Genomic DNA, 23973 nt, shown 5'->3' on the forward strand with positions numbered 1-23973 from the left:
CGCGGCGCCGCCCGGCTGCGCTCAGCCCAGCGACGCCGTCCACTCGTCGGGGCCGTCCGTGAACGCCTGGCGCTTCCAGATCGGCAGGCGCTCCTTGACGAGGTCGACGAGCGCCGAGCAGGCGGCGAAGGCCTCGGCGCGGTGAGGCGAGGCGACGGCGCAGGCGAGCGCCACGTCGCCGATCTCGAGGTCGCCGACGCGGTGCTGCACCGCGACCGTGACCGCGGGGTGCTCCGCCGCGATCTGCTCGGCGACGGCGCCCATGACGTCGCCCGCCGACGGGTGCTGCTCGTAGTGCAGAGCGGCCACGTCGCGGCCGCCGTCATGGTCTCGGACGACGCCCTCGAACGTGACGATCGCCCCGGAGGCGCGGCTCGCCACGATCACGGAGCACTCCGCTGCCGACAGCACCGTCTCGACCACCTCGGCGAGCAGCACCCGCCCGCTGGGGCCGGTCGGGGTCGCCACCGCGTCGGGGTCCCCTCCCTCGGCCTCGAGGACGGCGTCGGCGGCTGCCTCTTCTCCCGCGGCGCTGAGGGCAGGGCCCTCGACGGGTCGTGCGCTGTCGAGGGAGTCAGTCATGAGCGCCTCCGGAGAGCTGGTCGAGCAGGTGGTCGATCAGGGGGTCGAGGACGGCGAGGCCGTCGCGCACTCCCCCGCGGGAGCCGGGCAGGTTGACGACGACCGTGCGGCCGGCGACGCCGGCCAGCCCCCTCGAGAGCAGGGCCGTGGGGGTGGCGGCCGTGCCGTGCCTCCTCAGCTCCTCGGCGATGCCGGGGATCTCGCGGTCGAGCAGCGGAGCGGTCTGCTCGGGGGTCCGGTCGGTGGGCGTGAGGCCCGTGCCGCCGGTGGTGAGCACGACGTCGACGCGCTGCGCCAGGGCCGCGGCGAGCGCCTCGCCCACGGGGGCGCCGTCGGCGACGACGACCGGCTCGCCGGCGAGCCAGCCGCGAGCGGCGAACCAGTCGCGGATCACCGGGCCGGTGAGGTCGGGCGACGTCCCGGCGGCGGCTCGGGTGGAGGCGACGACCACGACGGCGCGACGCGGGGCGTCGGCAGGCGCGTCGGCGGCGGACGGCTCGACGGCGGGCGACGGCGTCATCGAGACCAGGCCCCGCTCTTGCCGCCGCTCTTCTCGAGAACCTTGACGTCGCCGATCACGGCGAGGTGGTCGACGGCCTTGATCATGTCGAAGAGGGTGAGGGCCGCGACGGTCGCCGCGGTCAGCGCCTCCATCTCGACGCCCGTGACGCCTCGGGTCCGGACGCGGGCGACGACCGTCACCGACGCCTCCTCGGCCCCGGTGTCGGTCTCGAAGTCGACCGTGATCGCGCCGAGCGGCAGGGGGTGGCAGAGCGGGATGAGGGCGGGGGTCTGCTTCGCGGCCATGATGCCGGCGATGCGCGCGGTGCCGAGCGCCTCGCCCTTGGGCAGCGTGCCGTCGACCAGGCGGGCGACGACGTCGGGCCGGGTCGTCAGCACGGCCTGCGCGGCGGCCTCGCGGCTGCTCTCGGCCTTGCCCGTGACGTCGACCATGTGGGCCGATCCGTCGGGGCGGACGTGGGTGAGATCGCCGACCGGCTGCTGCCCGGTCGACGCGGGCGGGTCGCCGTGCGCGTCGTCACTCATCGAGCATCCAGACTACGACCTCGTCGCCCTCGTCGAGCCGGTCGACGCCGACCGGGACGTGCACGAGCACGGTCGCCTCGGCGTGCGCGGCGAGGAGGTGCGAGCTCGGCCCGCCGACCAGCACGACCCTGCCGTCGACGTCGAGCCGTCCGCGCCTCAGCTGGTGCTTGCCGACGGGCGAGTCGGCGGCCTCCCCCATCGGCGCCCTGCGGTGCAGCCGGGCCGGGCCGACGCCGGTCGCGTCGTGCAGCACCGGCCGGAGGAACGCCTCGAACGAGACGAGCGCGCTGACCGGGTTCCCCGGGAAGCAGACGACGGGCAGGTCGTGGTCGCCGAGGGCGAGCGTGCCCCAGCCCTGCGGGCCGCCGGGCTGCATCGCCACGTGCCCGAACACGACGCCGGCCGGCTCGAAGGCGTCGCGGACCACCTCGTAGGCGCCGGCGCTGACGCCCCCGGTCGTGAGCACGAGGTCGACGGACGCGGCGTGCCGGGCCACCACGGCGAGCAGGGCGTCCGCGTCGTCGGAGACGCGCTCGACGACGACCTCGGCGCCGACGTCGACGAGGGCCGCGGCGAGGCCCGCGCCGTTGGCGTCGTGGATCGTGCCGGGGGCGAGCGCGGCACCGGGCGCGCTCAGTTCTTCGCCGGTCGAGACCAGCAGGAGGCGCGGGCGGCGGACGACCTCGACGGTCACCAGCCCGGAGGCGGCCAGCACCCCCCAGCGCGCCGGGGTCAGCACCGTGCCCGCCCGCAGCAGGACGCTGCCGGCGGAGACGTCGCTGCCGGCGGCGCGGACGAAGGTCCCCTCGGCCACGGGACCCCGGAGGCCGACACGGGCGGTGCTCCCGGCTGCCGGGAACGCGGGCGGGTCGGCCCGCTCGATCGGGACGACCGCGACGGCGCCCTCGGGGACGGCGGCGCCGGTCATGATCGGCGCGGCGGTGCCGGGGCGGAGGACCGGACCGGTGCGGCCGGCCGGGATCGGGTCGACGACCACCAGGTCGAGGTCGCCCGAGCGGGCGGCGTCGGGGGCGGCGAGGACGTAGCCGTCCATCTGCGAGTTGGCGAAGGGGGGCAGGTCGAGCGGGGCGACGACGTCGGCCGCGAGGACCCGGCGGCGGTGCCGGTCGGGCTCGGCCGCGATGCGGACGGGGTCGACGAGGAGGGCCTCCACAGGACGCCGCGCCAACGCCTCCTCCACCAGCGCCCGGACGCCTACCTGGTGCTGCTCGACTGTGCGCACGGGTTCCTCTCACGGCGGTCGTCGATAGCGTAGCGATCGTGACCGACACCTCCTCCTCCTCGTCCCCCGGCCTCCCCCGCGTCGACGTCGCCGTCATCGGTGGCTCCGGCCTGTACTCGCTCTTCGCGCCCGGCACGGCGACGAGCCACGTCGTCGAGACGCCCTACGGGCCGACGTCGAGCGAGGTGACGATCGGCGAGATGGGCGGCAAGACCGTCGCGTTCCTCACCCGGCACGGCAAGGGCCACTCCGTGCCGCCGCACCGCATCGACTTCCGCGCGAACGTCTGGGCCCTCGCCTCGCTCGGCGCGAAGGCGGTCGTCTCGTCGTCCGCCGTCGGCGGGGTGAGCCCCGAGTACCCGCCGGGCACCATGGTCGTCACCGACCAGTTCATCGACCGCACGTGGGGCCGCCCCGACACCTTCTTCGACGTCGAGGGCGGGGTGCAGCACCTCGTCGCCGCCGACCCGTTCGACCCGGTGCTGCGGGCCGCAGCCGTCTCGGCCCTCGAGGCGCAGGGCGAGCCGTTCGCCCCGACCGGCACCTGCGTCGTCATCCAGGGCCCGCGCTTCTCGACCCGGGCCGAGTCGCTCTGGTTCCGCGCGGCCGGGGCGCACACGATCAACATGACGATGTACCCGGAGGTGCCCCTCACGCTCGAGCTCGGCATGGGCGCCGTGAACATCTCGTTCGTCACCGACAGCGACGCCGGCCTCGCGCCCGAGGAGGGCCAGGAGGGCACCGACGACGACGCGGTCAGCCACCAGCTCGTGATGGACCGCCTCGCCGCGGCCCAGCCGCGCATCGTGGCCGCCATCGAGGCGATCGTCGCGGGGCTGCCGGCCGACTACGCGCCGCGCGAGCTCGTCCCGGCGGCCGCGACCGCAGCGGTGCTCGCGCGCCCCGTGCGGTCGGCGACGTCGTGAGCGACACGACGGGCGCCTCCGGGGCGACGGCTCCCGCCGACGCGACCAGCGCCTCCTCGTCGCCCGGGCTGCTGCTCGTGACGGGCGGCGCCGGCTTCATCGGCTCGGCCGTCGTGGAGCAGGCGCTGGGCCGCGGCTGGTCCGTGCGAGTGCTCGACTCGCTGCGACCCGACGTGCACGGCGGCCCCCCGACGCTCGACCCGCGGGTCGACTTCGTCCGCGGCGACGTGCGCGACGCGGCGGTCGTCGACGCGGCGCTCGTGGGCGTCGACGCGGTCTGCCACCAGGCGGCCAAGGTCGGCCTCGGCGTCGACTTCCAGGACGCGCCGGACTACGTCGACAGCAACGAGCACGGCACCGCCGTGCTGCTCGCCGCGATGGACCGGGCGGGCGTCGACCGGCTCGTCGTCGCCTCGTCGATGGTCGTCTACGGCGAGGGCAGCTACCGCACGACCGCGGGCGAGACCGAGCGGCCGGCCCCCCGTCGCATCGCCGACCTCGACGCCGGCGTCTTCGACCCGCGCGACGCCGAGGGCGAGCTCCTCGAGCCGCAGCTGATCGCGGAGGACGCCCCGCTCGACCCCCGCAACGTGTACGCGATCACGAAGCTCACGCAGGAGCACCTGTCGACCTCGTGGGCCCGCAGCACCGACGGCCGCGCCGCCGCCCTGCGCTACCACAACGTCTACGGGCCGGGCATGCCGCAGAACACCCCCTACGCCGGGGTGGCGTCGCTGTTCCGTTCCGCGCTCGAGCGCGGCGAGGCGCCCCGCGTCTACGAGGACGGCGCCCAGAGGCGCGACTTCGTGCACGTGCGCGACATCGCCTCGGCCAACCTCGCGGCCCTCGACTGGACGGCCGCGCAGCAGCCCGACTCGTTCCGGGCGTTCAACGTCGGCAGCGGCACCGTGCACACGATCGGCGAGATGGCGGAGGCGCTGGCCCGCGAGGCCGGTGGGCCCGCTCCCGTGGTCACCGGCCAGTACCGCGCGGGGGACGTGCGCCACGTCACGGCCTCGTCGGCACGCCTCCGCGACGAGCTCGGCTGGAGCCCGGCGGTCTCGTTCGAGGAGGGCATGCGCGAGTTCGCGACGGCCCCGCTGCGGGCGGCCGTCCGCGGCTGACGCCGCACCTGCAGATCCAGAGGGGCGGCACGGGCGAGTTCGTCGCCGACGGTCCGTCGCCACGGACCGTCCTCGACGGACCCGCCCGGGTTCCCGGCTCAGGCAGGCCGGGCGGACCGAACAAGGTCGCCCCCCTTCGGGGCGGGCACGGCCCCTCCCAAGGTGGCGTCCGTAATATCACCAGGATGAGCAGTCCCCAGGTCGACGTCGTGCTCCCCTGTCTCGACGAGGCAGGGGCGCTGCCCTGGGTGCTCGGGCGCCTGCCCGAGGGCTGGCGAGCGATCGTCGTCGACAACGGTTCCACCGACGGCTCGGCCGACGTCGCCCGCGAGCACGGTGCGCTGGTCGTCGAGGAGGCGCGTCGCGGCTTCGGCGCAGCCGCCCACGCCGGTCTCGAGGCCGCCACCGCACCGTTCGTGGCCTTCTGCGACGCCGACGCGTCGATGGACCCCGCCGACCTGCCGACGCTCGCCGCCCCCGTGCTGGCAGGCGAGGCCGAGCTCGTGCTCGGTCGCCGACGGCCGACGACGCGCGGCGCCTGGCCGTTCCACGCCCGCGTCGCGAACCGGGTGCTCGCGCACCTGATGCGCCGCGCCTCCGGCGTCGCCCTGCACGACCTCGGCCCGATGCGCGTCGCCAGCCGAGAGGGGCTGCTCGGCCTCGGCCTGCTCGACCGCCGGAGCGGCTACCCGCTCGAGATGGTGCTGCGCGCCTCCGAGGCGGGCTGGCGCATCCACGAGCTCGACGTGCCGTACTCGCCGCGCGTCGGCCGCAGCAAGGTGACCGGCACGATCCGCGGCACCGCCCGGGCCGTCGAGGACATGTCGCGGCTCCTCAGGGAGGCAGGCCGATGACGACCGTCGTGGTGATCTGCAAGGAGACGCTGCCGGGCAAGGTCAAGACGCGCCTGCACCCTCCCCTGACCCTCGAGCAGGCCGCCGAGGTGGCGGCCGCTGCGATCCAGGACACCCTCGCCGTGGTGCGCCGGCTGCCCGCGAGCCGACGCGTCCTGCTCTTCGACGGCAACCGAACGCCCCCCGGCTCCGAAGACTTCGATGTGATCCACCAGATCGGCGGCGGCCTCGACGCACGGCTCGGAGCCCTCTTCGACGAGGTCGACGGCCGCACCGTGCTCGTCGGCATGGACACCCCGCAGCTCACGGTGGCGGACCTCGCCCCCGCCTTCGACGAGCCGGCCGACGACGTCGACGCCTGGTTCGGCCCGGCGAACGACGGCGGCTTCTGGGCGCTCGGCCTCGAGCGGCCCACCGGAGACCTGCTCCGCGGCGTCCCGATGTCGCAGGACGACACCGGGGCCCACCAGCGGCGCCGGCTCGCCGAGGCCGGGCTCCGCGTCCGCACGCTGCCCGAGCTCGTCGACGTCGACACGATCGACGACGCGCGGCTCGCCGCCGCCGCCGGCCCCGACACCCTCTTCGCGCAGGCCCTGCGCCGACTCGACCCCATCACCGCAGGCGGTCCCGACGCCTCCCGGCCCACCCCCGAGGAGACCCTCTCGTGACCATGACCGCCGACCCCCAGCCCACCTTCGGCTCCGGAGGCGCGGAGCCGTACGCGCGCGCCCTCCGCCGCGAGGGGCGACTCCAGCTCGTCCGCTCCCCGGGCACCGCCCGGCAGGGCTCGCGCTCCGTCGACACCGGCCGCGGCGCGGGTCTCGACGCGCCCGCCGACGGCGCCGATCTCGACGCGTTCGACGTCGCCCGCTGGAGTCGCGGGGCCGACGCCGCCGACCTGAGCACGATCCTCGACGCGTCGTCCGTGCTCGACATCGGCTGCGGCCCCGCCCGGATGGTGCGCGCCGCCGTCGACCGCGGGCTCGGCGCCCTCGGCGTCGACGTCTCCGTCACCGCCGTCGCCATGGCCGTCGACGCCGGGCTCCCCGTCGTGGCGGGCTCGGTCTTCGACGCCCTGCCGGGCGAGGGGACGTGGGACGTCGCCCTGCTGCTCGACGGCAACATCGGGATCGGCGGCGACCCGACCGCCCTGGTGGCCCGCGCCTCCTCGGTCGTCGCCCCCACGGGGTCCGTGGTCGTCGAGACCGCGGCCGACCCGGCGGCCGACGTCGCCTACGACGCCCAGGTCGTCGACGAGCAGGGCCGCGCGAGCGCCACGTTCCCCTGGGCCGAGGTCGGCCGCGAAGCACTCGGTCGGCACGCCGCCGCCGCGGGCCTGCGCGTGTCGCAGACCTGGTCGGTCGGTCGTCGCACGTTCTGCCGGCTCGTCCGCGCCTCCTAGGCCGGGAACCGTCGCGGAGGCGACGAACCGACGCGGGACATCACGTCGGTTCGTCTCTTCGGCGTCCCCTCAGCCGAGATCGAGATCGAGATCGAGATCGAGACCGAGACCGCTCGGGAGCACCAGGCCGTGCGGGTCAGGCCGTGCGGGTCAGGCCGCGCGCCGCGCCTCGCGGCGGCGGGCCAGCACGGTCCACGCGACCACGGCGAGCGCCGTGAGCACGACGACGACCAGCCACGCCACGCCCAGCCGCACGCCGTAGTCGAACGGCAGCACGGTGTCGTTCTTCGGCCCCCGTGCCTTGGCGATGATCTCGGGCACGACGACCAGCGTCAGCACGACCCCGAGGACGATCCCGACCTGCACGATCGCGAGCACCGCGGGGCTGATGCGTCGACCCGTCCGCCCGACGAGCAGGGCGATCCCGGCGACGACAGGGGCGATGATCGCGTCGTGGGCGATCACGGCGCCGATCAGCCACACGAGCAACCCGCCGTAGCGTGTCGGCGACACGGTCTCGGTGAGCACCCACCCGCCGAGGCCGATGAGGGCGATGCCGACGACGACGAGCACGGCACGGGCGACGTGGACGCCGCGCCCGGTGGCGCCGGACCCGGAGGCAGAGGAGGAGGGAACGGCGGGGACGGCCGACGAGCGCGTCATCAGATCACCTCGATCAGGCTGAGCCACTTGGTCTGCAGGACGCCGGGACGCCCGGGGGCGATCATCCGCGCGGGGTAGCCGTGCTCGATGTCGAGCCGACCGCCGTTCACCTCGAGGGCGACGAGCGTGGTGGGGTCGTTCGCGTACTCAGGGCCCATGAGCATGACGCGGTAGCCGCCCTTCTCCTCGAGGCTCGTGACGCGCAGCGATCTGTCGGACGGCGCCCCCACGAGCGCCATCAGCTCGACGAGGCGCGGGCCGCGCCAGCGGGCGGTCTGGCTCCAGCCCTCGACGCACGAGATCGGGAGGTGCTCGTCGCCTTGGGCCATCGCCTCCAGGTCCGAGGCCGTGAAGGCCATCGTCCGCTCGCCGTGGGCGATCGTGAGGGTCCAGTCGGGGTCCATCGCCGTCTCGAGCACCTTGGCTGCCGAGGCGGTCCGGTTCACCGGCAGGTCGTTCGGGCCGATGCCGCGCTGCCGGGGACCGAAGGCGTTGAGCGGCTCGAACGGGGTGAAGGACTGGCCGGCGGTCAACGCGACGACGCCGACGGTCGAGGCGCCGATCGCGCCGAAGAAGCCTCGGCGCGACACGCGGCTGCGGGCCGGGTCGCGCTCGGGCTCGCGGGCGTCGTCGATCCAGCGGGTCACGCGGCCGACCAGCCCGCGGGGCTGCGGGGCCGAGGGCTCGCCCCCGGTGAGCTGTGAGGTCGAGGTCGGAGCGTCGTCGCGGCGCATGCGGGCGAGCTCGCGCACGGCCTCGTGCTCGGCCCGCGCGGGGTCGAGCTCGCCGGAGGGCTCGACGAACCGACCGTCGGCGTCGTAGCTGTCGCGGGCCCGCCAGTACCGGGTGATCAGCGGGAGCTTGACGGCGATGTGGACGGCGAGCGAGCCGATGATCACGAACGACAGGGCGAAGTGGACCTGCTTGAACGGGAACGGCCACGGGTACCACTGGTACGTGTTGAGCAGGCCCGTGACGAGCTGCAGCACCGACGTCGAGATGAACAGGGCGATGGAGGCGCGCTCGAGCACCTGCACCGGGTGCCGCACCGGAGGGTGCTGGAACAGCTGCGGGAACACCGCGTGCAGCTTGCCGAGCAGCAGGGGGATCGAGGCGATGCCGGCCGTGATGTGGATGCCCTGCGTCACCTGGTAGAGCCAGACGGGCGAGGTGGGGAACCGCATCCAGGAGGCCGGTTCTTGCAGGAAGTGGCTGTAGAGGCCGGTGAGCAGGCAGATCAGGAACGCCGCGCCGAGCAGCCGGCCGAGGACGGTCGCCGAGCGGGCGTTGCGGCTCGGCGACGAGGCGGCCGTGCGGAGCGTCAGCAACAACTGTCTCATGTCGGCCATCATTTCACATATGTGGTGCGTGGTCCTGGTTCCCAGGCGGTCGTCGACCAGACTGGACAGGTGCGTACTCTATTCGCGGCCGTCGCCGTCACCGGATTGGCGGCGTCCGTGGCGTGGGGCGTTCTCGAGCTGGGATTCCTGCGAGAGGAGCTCCGCGCCTCCTACGTCGTGTGGACCGCGGTGTGCTGGGCCTTCTTCGTCGTGGCCCTGCTGCTGCTGCGCCGGGTGCCCGCCCGGGCGGTCACGGCCCTCGTGCTCGCGGGCACGGCCCTCGTCGGCGGCGCGGCCCTGACCGGCGACCCGAACACCAGCACCGACCCCGCGCGCTACGCCTGGGACGGCATCGTCCAGGTGAACGGCGTCTCGCCCTACGCGCACACCCCCGACTCGGGCGAGCTGCGCGACCTGCGCCCCGCCTGGATCTTCCCGGAGTCGGCGCCCTTCACCCGGGACGACGGCACGATCGGCGAGCGGTGCAGCCAGCCCGACCGGCAGATCCACCGCGCCTACGACACCGAGACGGGCGACGTCGTCTGCACGGCGATCAACCGGCCGGAGGTCCCGACGATCTACCCGCCCGCGGCGGAGCTGTACTTCGCCGGCGTGCGGGCCCTCGTGGGCCCCGAGGTCGGCTTCTTCCCCCTCCAGCTCACCGGCGCGCTGCTCGTGTTCGGCACGACCGTCGCGCTCGTCGTCACACTCCGCCGCCGCGGCCTCGACCCGCGCTGGGCCGCTCTCTGGGGCTGGTGCCCGCTCGTCGTCGGCGAGGGGATCACCAACTCGCACGTCGACCTGCTGGGGGCCGTGCTCGTCGTCGCGGCCACGTTGCTCGTCGCGACCGGCCGTCGCTGGCGGGGCGGCATCGCGCTCGGCGCCGCCGTCGCGACCAAGCTCATCCCGGCGATCGCCGCTCCCGCCCTGCTGCGTCGTCAGCCGGCGAAGGTCGTCGTCGCCTCGATCGTCACGTTCGCGCTGCTCTACGTCCCCTACGTCGCCACGACCGGCTGGCAGGTGCTCGGCTACCTGCCCGGGTACCTGACGGAGGAGGGCTACGAGGACGGCTCCCGGTTCGTCTTCATGTCGGCGTTCCTGCCCGACGCGTGGACGACGCCCGTCGTCGCGCTGGTGCTCGCCGTCACAGCCGCACTCGTCTGGGTCAAGACCCCGGTCGACAGGCCCTGGCTCGGCCAGCTCGTGATGATCGGCGTCGTGCTCGTGGCCGTCAGCCCGCGCTACCCCTGGTACGCCCTGCTGCTCGTGCCGTTCGTCGCGCTGACGGGCCGGTGGGAGTGGCTCGCGATCCCCCTCGCCCTGCTCGTGCGGCAGCTCGAGCCGTACATGGCCCTGCAGCGGGCGTCGCTGGCGACGGCGGTGCTCGTCATCCTGCTCGTGTCGATCTGGCGAGCCGGGCCGGGCTGGTCCGAGCGGCTGGGGGACGTCGTCGTCTCCGACGCCCGTCGACTGCGACGACTCGTCAGCCGTGGACGCTCACGTGCGGCGGCGATCTCCGACTGACGCCGCAGCAGCGGAACGAAGCCGGTAGGATCGACGCATGCCGGAGACCCTGTACCGCGTCAGCGAGGCCGCCGCACTGGTCGGCGTCTCGGACGACACCGTCCGCCGCTGGGCCGAGGCCGGACGCCTCGAGCTCGTGCCGGGCCCCGGCGGACGCCTCGCGGTCGTCGGCTCGGAGCTGGCCCGCGTCGCGAGCGAGCAGGCGGCGCACGCCGCGCCTCCTCGCGGCGGTGCGGGAGGCGACGCCTCGGGCGCGGTCGTCAGCGAGCGCAACCGGTTCACGGGGATCGTCACGGCGATCGTCCGGGACACGGTCATGGCGCAGGTCGACGTCCAGGCCGGGCCGTTCCGGGTCGTGTCGCTGATCAGCAGGGAGGCGGCCGACGAGCTGGGCCTCGAGGTCGGCAGCCCCGTGGTCGCGAGCGCGAAGGCGACGAACGTGAGCGTGACGCTCGGGCGGCTGGGCGAGACGGCGACCGCGCCGGCCGAGGCCGAGGCCGAGAGCGAGACCGCTCGATGACTCCTGCACGCCGCACCCGCGCCTCCTCGGCCCGCACGCCCTTCGCCCGCACGCCCTTCGCCCGTCGGCCCCTCGTCCTCGCCGCGGGCGCTGCCGCGCTGCTCGTGCTGAGCGCCTGCTCCTCCGGGGGCGCGGCCGACGACCCGACCGCCTCCGGCACCCCCGTCGCGAGCCCCGCTGCGGCGACCGGCGAGATCACGGTGCTGGCCGCCGCCTCCCTGACGGAGACCTTCGACGCCCTCGCCGCCGACTTCGAGGCCGCGAACCCCGGCAGCACCGTCACGATCAGCTACGGCGGCAGCTCGGCACTCGCCCAGCAGATCGTCGCCGGGTCGCCGGTCGACGACTTCTTCAGCGCCAGCGCCGCCACCATGCAGATCGTGACCGACGCGGGCCTCGCCGAGGGCGAGCCCGCCACGTTCGCGCGCAACGCGCTCGAGATCGCCGTGCCCGCCGGCAACCCCGGCGACGTCACCTCCCTGGCTGACCTCTCCTCCCCCGACGTGGAGGTCGCCCTGTGCGCGGCCGAGGTGCCCTGCGGCGCGCTCGCCGCGACGGTGCTCGAGGCCGAGGGCGTCGGCGTCACGCCGGCGACGCTCGAGCCCGACGTGAAGAGCGCCCTCACGAAGGTCGAGCTCGGCGAGGTCGACGCCGCGCTCGTGTACGAGACCGACGTCGCGGCGGCCGGCGACTCGGTCGAGGGGATCGAGGTGGGCGACGCGTCGACCCCGACCACCTCGTACCTGGCCGCCCGCCTCGCCGACGCCCCGAACCCCGGGCTCGCGGAGGCGTTCCTCGCCTTCGTGCTGTCGTCGACCGGCCAGGACGCGCTCGCCGACGCCGGCTTCCGGGTCGGCTGACCCGGTCGCCGTGGACCTGCTCCCCGACCGGCGCGACCGCACCGGTCGACGCGACCGGCGCCTCCCCCGAGACCGGCGTCTCCCCCGCGATCCGCGTCGGCCGCTCGACCGCGGCCCGCTGCGTGACCGGCGCCTCCCCGTCGCCGTGCTCGTGCCGGCGCTCGTCGGGCTGGCACTGCTCGTGCTGCCGGCCGTGGCGCTGCTCGTGCGTGCCCCGTGGTCGACCCTCGGCCAGCGGCTCGCGAGCGAGAGCGTGCTCGACGCCCTGCGGGTGTCGGTCACGAGCGCGCTGCTCGCGACCGCGATCAGCCTGCTGCTGGGCGTCCCGTTGGCGTGGCTGCTGACGGCCAGCGACGCGTGGCCGGTCGTCTGGCGGCGGCTGCTGCGAGCAGTAGTCACGGTGCCGCTCGTGCTGCCGCCGGTCGTCGGCGGCATCGCGCTGCTCTACCTGCTCGGGCGCAACGGCCTGCTCGGCCGCCCGCTCGACGCCGCCCTCGGCATCACGATCCCGTTCACGCTCGCCGCCGTCGTGATCGCGCAGACGTTCGTCGCGATGCCGTTCCTCGTGCTCAGCGTCGAGGGGGCGCTCCGCGGCGTCGACCGCGGGCTCGACGACGCGGCCGCCTCGCTCGGGGCGTCGCGCTGGTACGCGTTCCGGCGGGTGACGGTGCCCCTGGTCGCCCCCGGCGTCACGGCGGGAGCCGTGCTCTGCTTCGCCCGGGCCCTCGGTGAGTTCGGGGCGACCATCACCTTCGCGGGGACGTTCCCCGGACGCACCCAGACCCTCCCGACGAGCGTCTACCTGGCCCAGCAGAGCGACCCCGAGAGCGCCGTCGCGATCTCGCTGCTGCTGCTGGCGGTCGGGGTCGGGGTCCTGTCGCTGCTGCGCGACCGGTGGCTGACGACGGGGGCGCGGTGAGCGAGGGCGGGCTGAGCGCTCGGCTGCGGGTGGCCCGCGGCTCGTTCGCTCTCGAGCTCGACCTCGACGTGGCCCCCGGCGAGGTCGTCGCCCTGCTCGGCCCGAACGGCGCGGGCAAGTCGTCCGCGCTCGGGGCGCTGGCCGGGCTGCTGCCCGCCGACGGGTCGCGGGTGGTCGTCGACGGACACGTCCTGGACGGGCACGGCCGGGACGGGTACGGCCTGGACGGGCCAGGTACGGACGACGGGCCAGGTGCGGACGACGGGCCGGTCGCCCGGGTCCCCGCCCGCGACCGTCGCGTCGGCACCGTCTTCCAGGACCACCGCCTGTTCCCGCACCTCACCGCCCTCGAGAACGTCGCCTTCGGTCCCCGCAGCCGCGGCGTCCCCGCCCGCGCAGCCCGCGAGCTGGCCCATGTCGAGCTCCGCAGGGTCGGCCTCGCGTCGCTCGCCGGTCGTCGGCCCTCGGAGCTCTCCGGCGGCCAGTCGCAGCGCGTGGCGGTGGCGCGGGCGCTGGCGGCCGACCCGCGCCTCCTGCTGCTCGACGAGCCGCTCGCGGCCCTCGACGCCGAGCAGCGCCCGGCCGTGCGCACGGCGCTCGCCGACGTGCTGCAGGAGGTGCGGGTCGCGACGCTGCTCGTCACGCACGACCCCGTGGACGCCGTCGCGCTCGCCGACCGCGTCGTCGTGCTCGAGGGAGGCGTCGTGGTGCAGCGCGGGACCCCGACCGAGGTGCTCACCGACCCGCACACCTCGTACGTGGCGTCGCTGACGGGGGCGACCGTGTGGACTCCCGAGGAGTCGTCGGCGACGGGCCACGGAGCTCGCGCCCTGCTGCCGGGCGGACTCACCGTGTCGTCGACGCGGCCGCTCGCGCACGGGCCCGCGCGGGTGTCGCTGCCTGTCGAGGCGGTCTCGCTGGTGGGGCTCGACGGAGCTGGCGAGCACGCCGGGAACGACGGACGGGCCGGGCGGTCCGGCCGGGCCCGGGACGACGGACCGGGCGAGCCTGCAGGAGGCGCGGCGCCCGTCCCGATCCCGGCGCGCGTCGTGAGCGTCGAGCAACGCCTCTCGCGGCTGGCCGTGACCGTCGTCACCGACCAGGGGTCGCTGTCGGCCGTCGCCGAGCTGCCCCTCGCGGCCGGCGACGGCGCCCGGCTGCGACGCGGCGACCGGGTCGGGCTGCTGCTCGACCCGGGGCGCGTCACGATCGCGTGAGCGCGTGAGCGCCGGGGACGGGCTCCGTGATGAACCGCGAACCGAACCATGAACCGCGTTGTTCCGCAGTTCATGGTTCGGTTCGCGGTTCATGCCGACCGACGACGCGGCGGGGCGCGACGCGCGGCGGCGGCCTGCGGCGCGCGTCCGCGGCCAGCGGCTTGCAGCGGCGCACGGCGGCGTCGCCTACTCTCAGGGGATGACGGTCTCGCTCGGTCTGCCCACGATCCCCCGGCGCCTCGCCGCGGGCGAGACGGCTGCCGCGGCCGCCGCGCTGCCCGCGCGTCCCGGATCGGACTCGGCCCCCGGCCTGCTCGACCGCTTCGGCCGGACGGCGACCGACCTGCGCGTGTCGCTGACCGACCGCTGCAACCTCCGCTGCACCTACTGCATGCCGGCCGACGGCCTGCCCTGGCTGCCCGCGGACCAGGCCCTCAGCGCCGACGAGATCGTCCGGCTGGTGAGCATCGGCGTCCGTGACCTCGGCGTCCGCCAGGTGCGGTTCACCGGCGGGGAGCCGCTGCTGCGCGCCGATCTGGTCGACATCGTGCGGCGGGTCGCCGCCCTCGAGCCGCGACCCGACATCTCGCTGACGACCAACGCCATCGGCCTCGCGCAGCGGGCCCGCGCCCTGGCCGACGCCGGGCTCGACCGCATCAACGTGTCGCTCGACTCGCTGCACGCCGAGACGTTCGAGACGCTGACCCGCCGCCCGTTCCTCGACAAGGTGCTCGCCGGCGTCGACGCCGCGGCGGCCGCCGGGCTCACCCCGATCAAGATCAACGCGGTGCTGCTGCCCGGGGTCAACGACCACGAGGCCGCCGACCTGCTGGCCTGGTCGCTCGACCGGGGGCACGAGCTGCGCTTCATCGAGCAGATGCCCCTCGACGCGGACCGCACCTGGCACCGCGCCTCCTTCGTGACGGCCGACGACATCCGGGGCCGACTCGCCGAGCGCTTCGTGCTGAGCCCGCACGCGGCTCCGCGCGACGGTGCGCCCGCGGAGCGGTTCGACGCGGTCGGGCTCGGCACCGAGGCGCACCTCGTCGGCACCGTCGGGATCATCGCGTCGGTCAGCGAGCCGTTCTGCGGCGACTGCCGTCGCACCCGCCTGACCGCCGAGGGAGGCGTGCGCAGCTGCCTGTTCGGCGACGCCGAGACCGGCCTGCGCGACCCGCTGCGGTCCGGGGCGAGCGACGTCGAGCTCGCCGACCTCTGGCGCGGCGCGATGTGGGCGAAGTCGGCCTCGCACGGCATCGACCGCGACGACTTCGTCCAGCCCGTCCGCACCATGAGCGCCATCGGAGGCTGACCGTGACCCGCACGACCCTGAGGTTCTTCGCCGCCGCGCGCGCCGCCGTCGGCCGCGACGAGCAGGTCGTCGACGTTCCGGACGGCGAGAGCGCGACGATCGGGCGGCTGCTCACCGAGGTGCGGCCCGTCGAGGGCACGTCGGCGGCCGACTGGCGCGAGGTGCTGCTGCGCTGCTCGTTCCTCGTCGACGGGCTGACCACGCGCGACCGCGAGCAGGTCGTGGCCGACGGCGACGTGGTCGACGTCATGCCGCCCTTCGCCGGCGGCTGAGCCCGGGACGCCGGCTGGGCGACGCAGCCCGGCCTGGCCCGCGAGGCGAGACAGATCCGCGATCCGGGACCTGTTCTGCGCCGCTCCTGCACTCGCGCGACGCGGATCACTCTCAAATTACGGTCGAGACCCTGGCGGGGCAGGACGAGGCCGGGCTGGGTGCGCTCGTCAGGGGCGGGCGGCCGAGGAGGCGCGCAGCTGCCAGCCGAGCATGCCCCCGTCGAGCACGGCCACGTCGAACCCGTCGGCGACGAGCAGCTCGGCGGCCGCCCGGGCGCGCGGGCCACGGGCGCAGTAGGCGATGACGGGGAGCTCCGGGTCGAGCTCGGGCCTCTGACGGGTGCGGACGCCGAGGCCGGCGGCCAGCACGTCGCCCGGGAGGTGCGCGAAGTCGTGCTCGTCGGGCTCGCGCACGTCGAGCAGGGTGAACGCCGCCTCGCCCGCGTCCCGTGCGGCGAGCAGCTCGGCGAGCTCGTCGGCGGACACGTCGGGGCTGCGGGTGCCGCGGGGCTGGTCGGCGACCGGTGTCGGCGAGCCGGCCCGCGCCTCCTCGTGTCCGCCGTGCGACGCCCCCGAGGCCCCGGCCGTCCGCGCCTCGTTCGCCGCCGCCCGCTCTCGGGCCCGGTGCGGAGCGCGTCGGAGGCGGCTCTCGCGCCACGAGGCGGAGCCCGCGTCGATCGTCACGACCCGACCGAGCAGGGGCTCGCCGACGCCCGTGACGAGCTTGACGACCTCGCTGGCCATGACCGAGCCGACGGTGCCGCAGAGCGGCCCGAGCACCCCGACGTCGGCGCAGGACTCGTCCCAGCCGCCAGCCGGAGGCGACGGGTGCAGGTCTCGGTAGTCGACGTCGCGACCGTCGGGCGCGGCGTCCCAGAAGACGCTGACCTGGCCGTCGAGCCGGGCGACGCTGCCCCAGACGACGGGTAGTCCCCTGGCCGCGGCCTCGTCGGCGACGACGTAGCAGGTGTCGAACGAGTCGCTGCCGTCGACGACGACGTCGTACCCGTCGAGGATCGCGGCGGTGTCGGCCGAGAGCCGGACGGGGTGCACGACGACGTGCGTGTCGGGGGCGGTCGCCCGCACGCGCTCGGCGGCGATCCGCGCCTTCGGCAGGCCCACGTCCCCAGGTCCGAAGAGCACCTGACGCTGTAGGTTCGACCGGTCGACGACGTCGTCGTCGACCACTCCCAGCGTCCCCACACCCGAGGCTGCGAGATATTGGACAGCCGGAGATCCCAGACCGCCGGCGCCGACGACCAGCACGCGAGCCGCGCGCAGTCGGGCCTGGGCCTCGAGGCCGAAGCCCGGCAGCCGCACGGTGCGCGACCAGCGCTCGTCGGTCTCGTCCCCGGCCACCGGCCCCGACGAGCCCGACGCGACCGACACGAGAGGGGGCAGTGACGACATGGCAGACCTCCGGAGAACGGCCGCGGACGACACGACCCCGCCCACAGTAGCCCGCGACGCGGAGCCCGAGCAGCCGCCGACGCGCTCGTCGCCCGCGCGCCTCCTGGGCCGTCGCCACACCGACGCGGTGCTGGTCGGCGTGCTCGCGACGCTGGTCTCCGGCGCCTTCCTGTGGGTGCCGTCGGTCTGGTACGACGAGGCCGCGACGGTCGTCTCGGCCACCCGCACCTGGGGTCAGCTCTGGGCCATGATCCACACCGTCGACCTCGTGCACGCCGCCTACTACGCGTTCATGCACCTCTGGTTCGACGTGTTCCCGTACTCGCCCACGTCGCTGCGGGTGCCGAGCGCCCTCGCCACCGGCGTCGCGGCAGGCCTCACGGTGTCGTTGACCCGCATCCTCGTGAACCGGCGCACCGCCGTCGTCGCGGGCCTGCTCTTCGTGCTGCTGCCGCGCGTGACCTGGATGGGCGGCGAGGGCCGCTCGTACGCCCTCTCGGCCCTCTTCGCCGTCGCGCTCACGCTCGTGCTCGTCGTGGCCGCCCGGCGCACCGCCGAGGACGGCCACGCCCGCACCCGCCGCTCGATCACGCTCTGGTGGGTCGGCTACGCCGTGCTCGCCGTCGTGGCCTGCGCCTTCTTCCTCTACATCGCACTGCTCGTCGTGGGGCACGCCCTGACCATGCTCGTCCGCGTGCTGCGCGACCGGCGCGACCACGCCGCCGAGCGCGCGGCCGTCGACGAGTGGGCACGCACGGGCGCCGTGGCCGTCGTGCCCGCCTCGGGCGCCACCTCCGTGCGGTCGTCGCGCCGGGCGCTGCTCGGCTGGTTCGCCGGGGCCGGGGTCGCCGGCCTCGCGAGCCTGCCGCTGGCCTGGTTCATCGCCTCGCAGAACAGCCAGGTCAGCTGGATCGAACGGCCGAGCTTCAGCACGCTCCGCGGCGTGCTCGTGACGCAGTGGTTCCAGGGCAACGAGAACTTCGCGGTCTTCGCGCTCGTCTGCGCCGGCGCGACGCTCGTCGTGCTGTCGCTCCGCCTCGTGCCCGCCGCCCGCGGCTTCGCCGAGGTCGTGCTGCCGTGGATGGTCGTGCCGACCGTCGGCCTCGTGGGCGTCTCGCTCGTCGTCGACCCGCTCTACTCGCCGCGCTACCTGACCTTCGGCACGCCCGCCATCGCGATGACGATGGCCGTCGCGGTCGCGGCGATCCCGTGGCGTCGCGTGATCGCGCTGGTGCTGCTCGTCGCCGTCGTGCTGACCTCACCCACGTACGTCGAACAGCGACAGCCCGAGGCGAAGGACTCGTCCGCCTGGGACCAGGTCGCCGACCTCGTCGCCGGCGAGCGGGCGACCGAGGCCCCCGGCACCCGCGAGGGGGTCGTCTTCGGCCCCGTCCGACGCCATCCCAAGGCGACGTCGCGCATCATCCAGGACACCTACCCCGAGGCCTTCCGCGGCATGTCCGACTTCACGCTCGAGACGCCCGGCTACGAGACCGACGGCCTCTGGGAGACCCAGTACCCGCTCGGGGACGTGCTCGACCGCACCGACGACCTCGACGTCGTCTGGCTCATCACGAGCGACAAGCAGGACTGGCGGCCCCGCGTCACCGAACAGCTCGGCTCGGTCGGCTTCACGCTCGACCAGGAGTGGGGCCTCACCCGCACCAACGTGCTCAAGTTCACACGCTGAGCCGAGGCAAGCCGAGGAGGCGCGGGTCGGCCGTGCGGACCAGGCCGGCCGTCTGAGAGCGCGAGCGTCGAGGCGCGCCGCGACCGCGCCTCCTAGTCGGTGATGACGCGTGCGCCGTGCACGGGCCCCGTCGCCCGCACGACAGTGAGGCGGGCCGCGCTGAGCGCTATCTGCAGCTCGAGGGCCCCGTCGAGGTCGGGTGCGAGGAAGGCGACGGTGGGCCCGGAGCCCGAGACGATCCCGGCGAGGGCGCCGTTGCCCTCGCCGAGCTCGAGCACGCGGCCGAGCCCCGGCTCGAGGTGCAGGGCGGGCGCCTGGAGGTCGTTGTGCATCACGTCGGCGAGCAGCTCGGCGTCGCCGGCGCGCAGCGCCTGCAGCACGCCGGTGTCGACGACGGGCTGGCGCACCGGCGAGATGTCGCTCGAGTGGCGCAGCCGGTGCTCGTCCAGCTCGTGGTAGACGGTCGGCGTCGACAGCCCGAAGTCGGCCAGGGCCAGCACCCACTGGAACTGCCCCTTGGCGAGCGCTGGGCTGAGCTCGTCGCCGCGGCCGGTGCCGACGGCGGTGCCGCCCGCGAAGGCGAAGGGCACGTCGGCCCCGAGCTCGGCCGACAGCTTGAGCAGGTCGTCCCGGCCGAGGCCCGTGCCCCAGAGGGCGTCGCAGGCCAGCAGCGTCGCGGCCGCGTCGGCCGAGCCGCCGCCCATGCCGCCCGCGACGGGCACCGCCTTCTCGATGCTGAGGTCGACGCCGCCCCGGTAGCCGGTCGTCGTCGCGAGGAGGCGGGCGGCACGCACCGCGAGGTTGCTCTCGTCGGTCGGCACCCCCGAGACGTCCACGCCGGGGCCCGCGGTCACCCGGACGGTGAAGTCGTCCGCCTTGCGTGCCCGCACGTCCTCGTACAGCGACACCGCCTGGTAGGCCGTCGCGAGCTCGTGGTAGCCGTCGTCCTGCAGGTCGCCGACGGCGAGGAACACGTTGATCTTGCCCGGGGCACGGGTGTGGACCACGGTCGGGCCGGCCACGGAGCTCATGCTCCCAACCTAGTCAGTTCTGTCGGTCCCCCATGACCCGGAACGCCCGGGTCATGGCTTCGCGGGCAGGCTCGACGCGCTCGGGGAGCCGCAGACGGCTCTGCGTGAGGCTGACGCTGCACTTGTCGCCCGTGCCGGGCGAGACCATCAGCTGCAGGCGCACGTCGCCCTCGAGCCGCCACCGTGCCGTCGGGTGCCCGACGGAGTGACTCGTGGCCTCGGGTGCTCCCCCGGCGAACGACGCGAAGCGCTCGACGCCGAGGTCGAGCAGCTCGAGGGGCCCGCCCCTCAGGCTGCGGCTCACCGCGACCGAGAACGTGCCGTCCGGCTGCTGCCCCGGGAGCCGCATTCCGCGGGCCTGCTCGTAGCGCACGGTGATCGACTGGGCCCACCAGCCGGGCACCTCGTGCTCGTCGACGAGGAGGCGTGCGATCTGCGCGTGGGACAGCCGCGTGGCGTCCGCGGCGTCGAGCAACGCGAACCACTGCTCGCTGCTGCGGCCCGTGCCCGAGGCCAGGCGGGCGTCGCTGATGACCGCGGGTCGCCTCCGCTGGTGGTCGTCGCTGCCCTGCGTGCTCACGCCGCCAGCCTGCCAGCGACGAGCGCGCCGCGCGCCCTGCGGCTCAGCGCGTCGCCCGTGCCAGCGCCAGGAAGTCGTCCACGGTCAGCTGCTCGCCGCGCTCGGTCGGCGGCAGGCCTGCGGCCTCGAGCGCCTCGGACGCGGCGGCCGACGAGCCGTAGACGCCCGACAACGACTGCCGCAGCATCTTGCGGCGCTGCTGGAACGCGGCGTCGACCAGCTCGAAGACCGCGAGGCGTTCTTCTTCGGTGCCCCGCGCCTCCTTGCGGTCGAAGGCGACGAGGATGCTGTCGACGTTCGGCACGGGCCAGAAGACCTGGCGGCTGACCTGGCCGGCCGTGGAGAACTCGCCGTACCAGGCCGCCTTGATGCTCGGGGAGCCGTAGATCTTGGATCCGGGCTCGGCAGCGAGGCGGAGCCCGACCTCGGCCTGGACCATGACGAGGCCGCGCGTCAGCGTCGGGAAGTGCTCGAGGAAGTGCAGGAGCACCGGCACGCTGATGTTGTAGGGCAGGTTCGCGACGAGGTGCGTCGGCGCCGAGGGGAGCTCGACGACGCGCATGGCGTCGTCGACGACCACCGAGAGGTCGGCCGCGGGCTGCAGCAGCGACACGGTCGTCGGCAGCTGGGCGGCGAGGCGCTTGTCGATCTCGACGGCGACGACGTCCGCGCCCGCCTCGAGCAGGCCGAGCGTGAGCGAGCCGAGGCCGGGCCCGATCTCGACGACGGAGGTCCCCGCGGACACCCCGGACGCGGCGACGATGCGCCGCACCGTGTTGGCGTCGTGGACGAAGTTCTGGCCGAGCTTCTTCGTCGGCTGGATGCCCAGCAGGTCGGCGAGGTCGCGGATCTCCGCGGGGCCGAGCAGCGTCGAGCGCGACATCAGCCCTCGACCGTCACGGGCTCGTCGGTCCACGAGCCGTAGACCAGCTCGGTGTTGGACGAGATCTGCGCCGCGAGCATCGAGACGTCGGTGCCGATGGTCTCGGCCATCGACCGGAGCGTGTGCGGGATGAGGTACGGCGCGTTCGGCCGGCCGCGGAACGGCGTCGGCGTCAGGTACGGCGCGTCCGTCTCGACCATGACCAGGTGCCGCGGCAGCTGCACGAGCGCCTCGCGCAGCGGAGCGGCGTTCTTGAAGGTGACCGTGCCGGCGAAGGAGGCGTACCAGCCGTTCTCGGCCAGGATGCTCGCCAGCTCGGGGCCGCCGCTGAAGCAGTGGAACACCGTGCGCGCCGGGGCGCCGAGCTCGAGCAGCAGGTCGACGACGTCGTCGTGAGCGTCGCGGTCGTGGATCTGCAGGGCCAGGTCGTGCTTCTTCGCGATCTCGACGTGCCGGGCGAACGACTCGAGCTGCGCGTCGCGGCCCTCTGCCCCCGTGCGGAAGAAGTCGAGGCCCGTCTCGCCGACGGCACGGACGCGGGGGCGGGCGGCCAGCTCGTCGATCTCGTCGAGGGCGTCGGCCAGCTCGCCGCGCGCCGCCAGCAGCGGCGCCTCGTTCGGGTGGATCGCGACCGCGGCGAGCACGCGCGGCTCGCGGGCCGCGATGTCGGCCGACCAGCGCGACGTCTCGAGGTCGGTGCCGACCTGGACGACGCCACGCACGCCGACGCTCGAGGCTCGGTCGAGGTGCTCGCGGTAGTCGAGCGCGTTCTGACCGTCGGCGATCTCGAGGTGCGTGTGGTTGTCGTACACGGGCACGACGAGCGCCTGCGGGCTCGGCGGGTAGGTCAGGTCGCGGGTCTGCCCGCCGGACTCGGTGGAGGAGCGGTGACGGACGTGCATCGGCGTCGCGTCGCTGCTGCGCTCGTCGCCGCTGCTGCGCTCGTCGGTCATGCGGCCGGCTCGGGCTGCTCGATGCGGGGGAAGAGCCCGGCCGCGAGCGGCTGGACCGTCGGGGCGCTCGACCACTCGGCGGCGCGGTCGACGGGCTGGCTGGTGAGCTCGCCCTGGCCGATCGCCTCCCACAGGGTGCGGGTCGCGGTGGGCATGAACGGCGACAGCAGCACCGTGAGCGTGCCGAGGCCGCGGAGGGCGGTGGCGAGCACGGTCGCGAGGCGATCGCGCTGGTCGTCCTTCTTGGCGAGGGCCCAGGGCTCCTGCTCGGTGATGTAGCCGTTCAGGACGTCGACGAGTTCCCAGATCGACGAGAGCGCCTCGTTGATGGCGAAGCGGTCCATCGCGCCGTCGGCGGCGGCCGTGACCCGCAGCTCGGTCTCGCGGACGGCGAGGTCGGCAGAGGTCAGCTCGCCCGCGACGGGGACGGTTCCGTCGAAGTAGCGGGTGATCATCGCGATGACGCGCGAGGCCAGGTTGCCGAAGCCGTTCGCGAGCTCGGCCTGGTAGCGGGCCGAGATGTCCTCCCACGAGAAGTTGCCGTCCTGGCCGAAGGTGATGGCCCGCATGAAGTAGTAGCGGAACGCGTCGGCGCCGAAGACGTCGGTGATCTGCTGCGGCGCGATGCCGGTCAGCTTCGACTTCGACATCTTCTCGCCGCCGACGAGCAGCCAGCCGTGGCCGAAGACGGCCTTGGGGACGGGCAGGCCGGCGGCCATCAGCATGGCGGGCCAGATGACGGCGTGGAACCGAGCGATGTCCTTGCCGACGAGCTGCACGGCAGGCCAGCGGCGGTCGAACTGCTCGTCGTCGACGCCGTAGCCGATGGCCGTGACGTAGTTGAGCAGCGCGTCGAACCAGACGTAGACGACGTGCTTCTCGTCCCACGGGACCTTGACGCCCCAGTCGAACGTCTGACGCGAGATCGACAGGTCGCGCAGGCCCTGCTTGACGAACTGCACGATCTCGTTGCGGACGTTCTCGGGCTGGACGAAGTCGGGCTGCGACTCGTACAGGTCGAGCAGACGCTGTTCGAAGTCGCTCATGCGGAAGAAGTAGTTGCTCTCTTTCAAGAGCTCGACGGGCTTCGAGTGGATCGCGCAGACCTGCTCGCCCTCGAAGGCCCCGGTGCCGTCGACGAGGTCGCCCGGCTGCTTGTACTCTTCGCAGCCGACGCAGTAGAAGCCCTCGAACTCGCCCTGGTAGATGTAGCCGTCGTCGTGGAGCTTCTGCAGGAACCGCTGCACGCCCTTCTCGTGGCGCTCGTCGGTCGTGCGGATGAAGTCGTCGTTGCTGATGCCGACGGTCTCGAGCAGCGGCTTCCAGGACTCGGTGACGAGCTTGTCGGCCCACGCCTGCGGCGTCACGTCGTGGCTGGTCGCGGTGCGGAGGATCTTCTGGCCGTGCTCGTCCGTGCCGGTGAGCAGCCACGTGTCGTCACCGCGCTGGCGGTGCCAGCGGGCGAGCACGTCGGCCGCGACCTCGGTGTAGGCGTGGCCGATGTGCGGCACGTCGTTGACGTAGAAGATGGGCGTTGCGATGAAGAAGGAGTCGCCGGCGGGCATGGGGACCATCTTAGGTGCGGCCGCCGACGCCGCGACGCGGCCGGCGCCTCCTCGGC

The 23973-nt window shown here is 74.4% G+C and carries 25 protein-coding genes; 13 read left to right on the forward strand and 12 right to left on the reverse strand.

Annotated features, from left to right (window positions below; translation table 11 throughout):
- Window positions 1-21: 21 nt before the first annotated feature.
- The 4 genes from ACZZ97_RS10210 to ACZZ97_RS10225 are packed head-to-tail and all read right to left on the reverse strand — an operon-like array spanning window position 22 to window position 2872.
- On the reverse strand, window positions 22-582 hold the full coding sequence (locus tag ACZZ97_RS10210) for a molybdenum cofactor biosynthesis protein MoaE (RefSeq protein ID WP_314101941.1): 561 nt from the start codon (window positions 580-582) through the stop codon (window positions 22-24).
- Window positions 575-1102, reverse strand: a complete 528-nt coding sequence (locus ACZZ97_RS10215) for a MogA/MoaB family molybdenum cofactor biosynthesis protein (protein WP_463473070.1) — start codon at window positions 1100-1102, stop codon at window positions 575-577. The genes ACZZ97_RS10210 and ACZZ97_RS10215 overlap by 8 nt, the downstream gene beginning before the upstream one ends.
- Window positions 1099-1629, reverse strand: coding sequence for a cyclic pyranopterin monophosphate synthase MoaC (moaC, locus tag ACZZ97_RS10220; protein ID WP_463473071.1), 531 nt, complete (start codon window positions 1627-1629; stop codon window positions 1099-1101). Before moaC ends, ACZZ97_RS10215 begins: the two co-directional genes overlap by 4 nt.
- Complete coding sequence (locus tag ACZZ97_RS10225) at window positions 1622-2872, reverse strand: molybdopterin molybdotransferase MoeA (protein ID WP_463473072.1); 1251 nt, start codon at window positions 2870-2872, stop codon at window positions 1622-1624. The genes moaC and ACZZ97_RS10225 overlap by 8 nt, the downstream gene beginning before the upstream one ends.
- A gap of 38 nt (window positions 2873-2910) precedes the next feature.
- Between ACZZ97_RS10225 and ACZZ97_RS10230 the strand changes: the two genes are divergently transcribed.
- From ACZZ97_RS10230 to ACZZ97_RS10250, 5 genes are all read left to right on the forward strand, one after another.
- On the forward strand, window positions 2911-3798 hold the full coding sequence (locus tag ACZZ97_RS10230; RefSeq protein WP_463473073.1) for an MTAP family purine nucleoside phosphorylase: 888 nt from the start codon (window positions 2911-2913) through the stop codon (window positions 3796-3798).
- 68 nt (window positions 3799-3866) lie between these two features.
- A complete protein-coding gene (locus ACZZ97_RS10235) occupies window positions 3867-4922 on the forward strand; it encodes an NAD-dependent epimerase/dehydratase family protein (protein WP_463473792.1) in 1056 nt (351 codons plus the stop codon).
- A 185-nt stretch (window positions 4923-5107) separates the two neighbouring features.
- Window positions 5108-5776: a glycosyltransferase family 2 protein gene (locus ACZZ97_RS10240; RefSeq protein WP_123548036.1), complete on the forward strand. Its 669-nt coding sequence runs from the start codon at window positions 5108-5110 to the stop codon at window positions 5774-5776.
- A complete protein-coding gene (locus ACZZ97_RS10245; protein ID WP_463473074.1) occupies window positions 5773-6444 on the forward strand; it encodes a TIGR04282 family arsenosugar biosynthesis glycosyltransferase in 672 nt (223 codons plus the stop codon). Before ACZZ97_RS10240 ends, ACZZ97_RS10245 begins: the two co-directional genes overlap by 4 nt.
- Window positions 6445-6446: 2 nt before the next feature.
- Window positions 6447-7178, forward strand: coding sequence for a class I SAM-dependent methyltransferase (locus tag ACZZ97_RS10250; RefSeq protein ID WP_314102921.1), 732 nt, complete (start codon window positions 6447-6449; stop codon window positions 7176-7178).
- Between the two features lie 150 nt (window positions 7179-7328).
- On the opposite strand, the gene ACZZ97_RS10255 is transcribed toward ACZZ97_RS10250, so the two are convergent.
- Window positions 7329-7841 (reverse strand): hypothetical protein, encoded by a 513-nt coding sequence (locus tag ACZZ97_RS10255; RefSeq protein ID WP_463473075.1) that lies wholly within the window; start codon window positions 7839-7841, stop codon window positions 7329-7331.
- Window positions 7841-9181: a molybdopterin-dependent oxidoreductase gene (locus ACZZ97_RS10260; protein ID WP_314102912.1), complete on the reverse strand. Its 1341-nt coding sequence runs from the start codon at window positions 9179-9181 to the stop codon at window positions 7841-7843. The genes ACZZ97_RS10255 and ACZZ97_RS10260 overlap by 1 nt, the downstream gene beginning before the upstream one ends.
- A 69-nt stretch (window positions 9182-9250) precedes the next feature.
- Here ACZZ97_RS10260 and ACZZ97_RS10265 point away from each other — a divergent pair, with 69 nt between their 5' ends.
- The 7 genes from ACZZ97_RS10265 (at window position 9251) to ACZZ97_RS10295 (ending at window position 15805) form a co-directional block, all read left to right on the forward strand.
- A complete protein-coding gene (locus ACZZ97_RS10265; protein WP_463473076.1) occupies window positions 9251-10705 on the forward strand; it encodes a glycosyltransferase 87 family protein in 1455 nt (484 codons plus the stop codon).
- 37 nt (window positions 10706-10742) lie between these two features.
- Window positions 10743-11225: a TOBE domain-containing protein gene (locus tag ACZZ97_RS10270; protein ID WP_463473077.1), complete on the forward strand. Its 483-nt coding sequence runs from the start codon at window positions 10743-10745 to the stop codon at window positions 11223-11225.
- Window positions 11222-12085, forward strand: coding sequence for a molybdate ABC transporter substrate-binding protein (gene modA / locus ACZZ97_RS10275; RefSeq protein ID WP_314102907.1), 864 nt, complete (start codon window positions 11222-11224; stop codon window positions 12083-12085). The genes ACZZ97_RS10270 and modA overlap by 4 nt, the downstream gene beginning before the upstream one ends.
- A gap of 118 nt (window positions 12086-12203) precedes the next feature.
- On the forward strand, window positions 12204-13004 hold the full coding sequence (locus ACZZ97_RS10280) for an ABC transporter permease (RefSeq protein WP_399540362.1): 801 nt from the start codon (window positions 12204-12206) through the stop codon (window positions 13002-13004).
- Window positions 12980-14221 carry a sulfate/molybdate ABC transporter ATP-binding protein gene (locus ACZZ97_RS10285; protein ID WP_463473078.1) on the forward strand — a complete coding sequence of 414 codons (1242 nt, stop codon included), beginning with the start codon at window positions 12980-12982 and terminating at the stop codon, window positions 14219-14221. Before ACZZ97_RS10280 ends, ACZZ97_RS10285 begins: the two co-directional genes overlap by 25 nt.
- A 199-nt stretch (window positions 14222-14420) precedes the next feature.
- The gene (gene moaA, locus ACZZ97_RS10290) at window positions 14421-15533 is read left to right on the forward strand and encodes a GTP 3',8-cyclase MoaA (protein WP_463473079.1); all 1113 of its coding nucleotides are present in this window, start codon (window positions 14421-14423) and stop codon (window positions 15531-15533) included.
- A gap of 2 nt (window positions 15534-15535) precedes the next feature.
- The gene (locus ACZZ97_RS10295; protein ID WP_463473080.1) at window positions 15536-15805 is read left to right on the forward strand and encodes a MoaD/ThiS family protein; all 270 of its coding nucleotides are present in this window, start codon (window positions 15536-15538) and stop codon (window positions 15803-15805) included.
- A gap of 168 nt (window positions 15806-15973) precedes the next feature.
- Here ACZZ97_RS10295 and ACZZ97_RS10300 read toward each other — a convergent pair whose 3' ends face one another.
- Window positions 15974-17215 (reverse strand): ThiF family adenylyltransferase, encoded by a 1242-nt coding sequence (locus ACZZ97_RS10300; protein WP_463473081.1) that lies wholly within the window; start codon window positions 17213-17215, stop codon window positions 15974-15976.
- On the opposite strand from ACZZ97_RS10300, the gene ACZZ97_RS10305 reads away from it, so the two are divergent.
- Window positions 17214-18905, forward strand: coding sequence for a glycosyltransferase family 39 protein (locus ACZZ97_RS10305; RefSeq protein ID WP_314103345.1), 1692 nt, complete (start codon window positions 17214-17216; stop codon window positions 18903-18905). The genes ACZZ97_RS10300 and ACZZ97_RS10305 overlap by 2 nt on opposite strands.
- Window positions 18906-18997: 92 nt before the next feature.
- Here ACZZ97_RS10305 and ACZZ97_RS10310 read toward each other — a convergent pair whose 3' ends face one another.
- From ACZZ97_RS10310 to metG, 5 genes are read right to left on the reverse strand one after another with little or no spacing between them, the layout of a single operon-like run.
- Window positions 18998-19936: a 4-(cytidine 5'-diphospho)-2-C-methyl-D-erythritol kinase gene (locus tag ACZZ97_RS10310; RefSeq protein ID WP_314103343.1), complete on the reverse strand. Its 939-nt coding sequence runs from the start codon at window positions 19934-19936 to the stop codon at window positions 18998-19000.
- 13 nt (window positions 19937-19949) lie between these two features.
- Window positions 19950-20516, reverse strand: coding sequence for a hypothetical protein (locus ACZZ97_RS10315; RefSeq protein ID WP_463473082.1), 567 nt, complete (start codon window positions 20514-20516; stop codon window positions 19950-19952).
- A 43-nt stretch (window positions 20517-20559) separates the two neighbouring features.
- A complete protein-coding gene (gene rsmA, locus ACZZ97_RS10320; RefSeq protein ID WP_314103338.1) occupies window positions 20560-21399 on the reverse strand; it encodes a 16S rRNA (adenine(1518)-N(6)/adenine(1519)-N(6))-dimethyltransferase RsmA in 840 nt (279 codons plus the stop codon).
- The gene (locus ACZZ97_RS10325; protein ID WP_314103350.1) at window positions 21399-22301 is read right to left on the reverse strand and encodes a TatD family hydrolase; all 903 of its coding nucleotides are present in this window, start codon (window positions 22299-22301) and stop codon (window positions 21399-21401) included. Before ACZZ97_RS10325 ends, rsmA begins: the two co-directional genes overlap by 1 nt.
- Window positions 22302-22348: 47 nt before the next feature.
- The gene (metG, locus tag ACZZ97_RS10330) at window positions 22349-23917 is read right to left on the reverse strand and encodes a methionine--tRNA ligase (protein WP_314103335.1); all 1569 of its coding nucleotides are present in this window, start codon (window positions 23915-23917) and stop codon (window positions 22349-22351) included.
- Window positions 23918-23973 lie beyond the last annotated feature (56 nt).

This window comes from Frigoribacterium sp. AC512 (genome assembly GCF_979258295.1).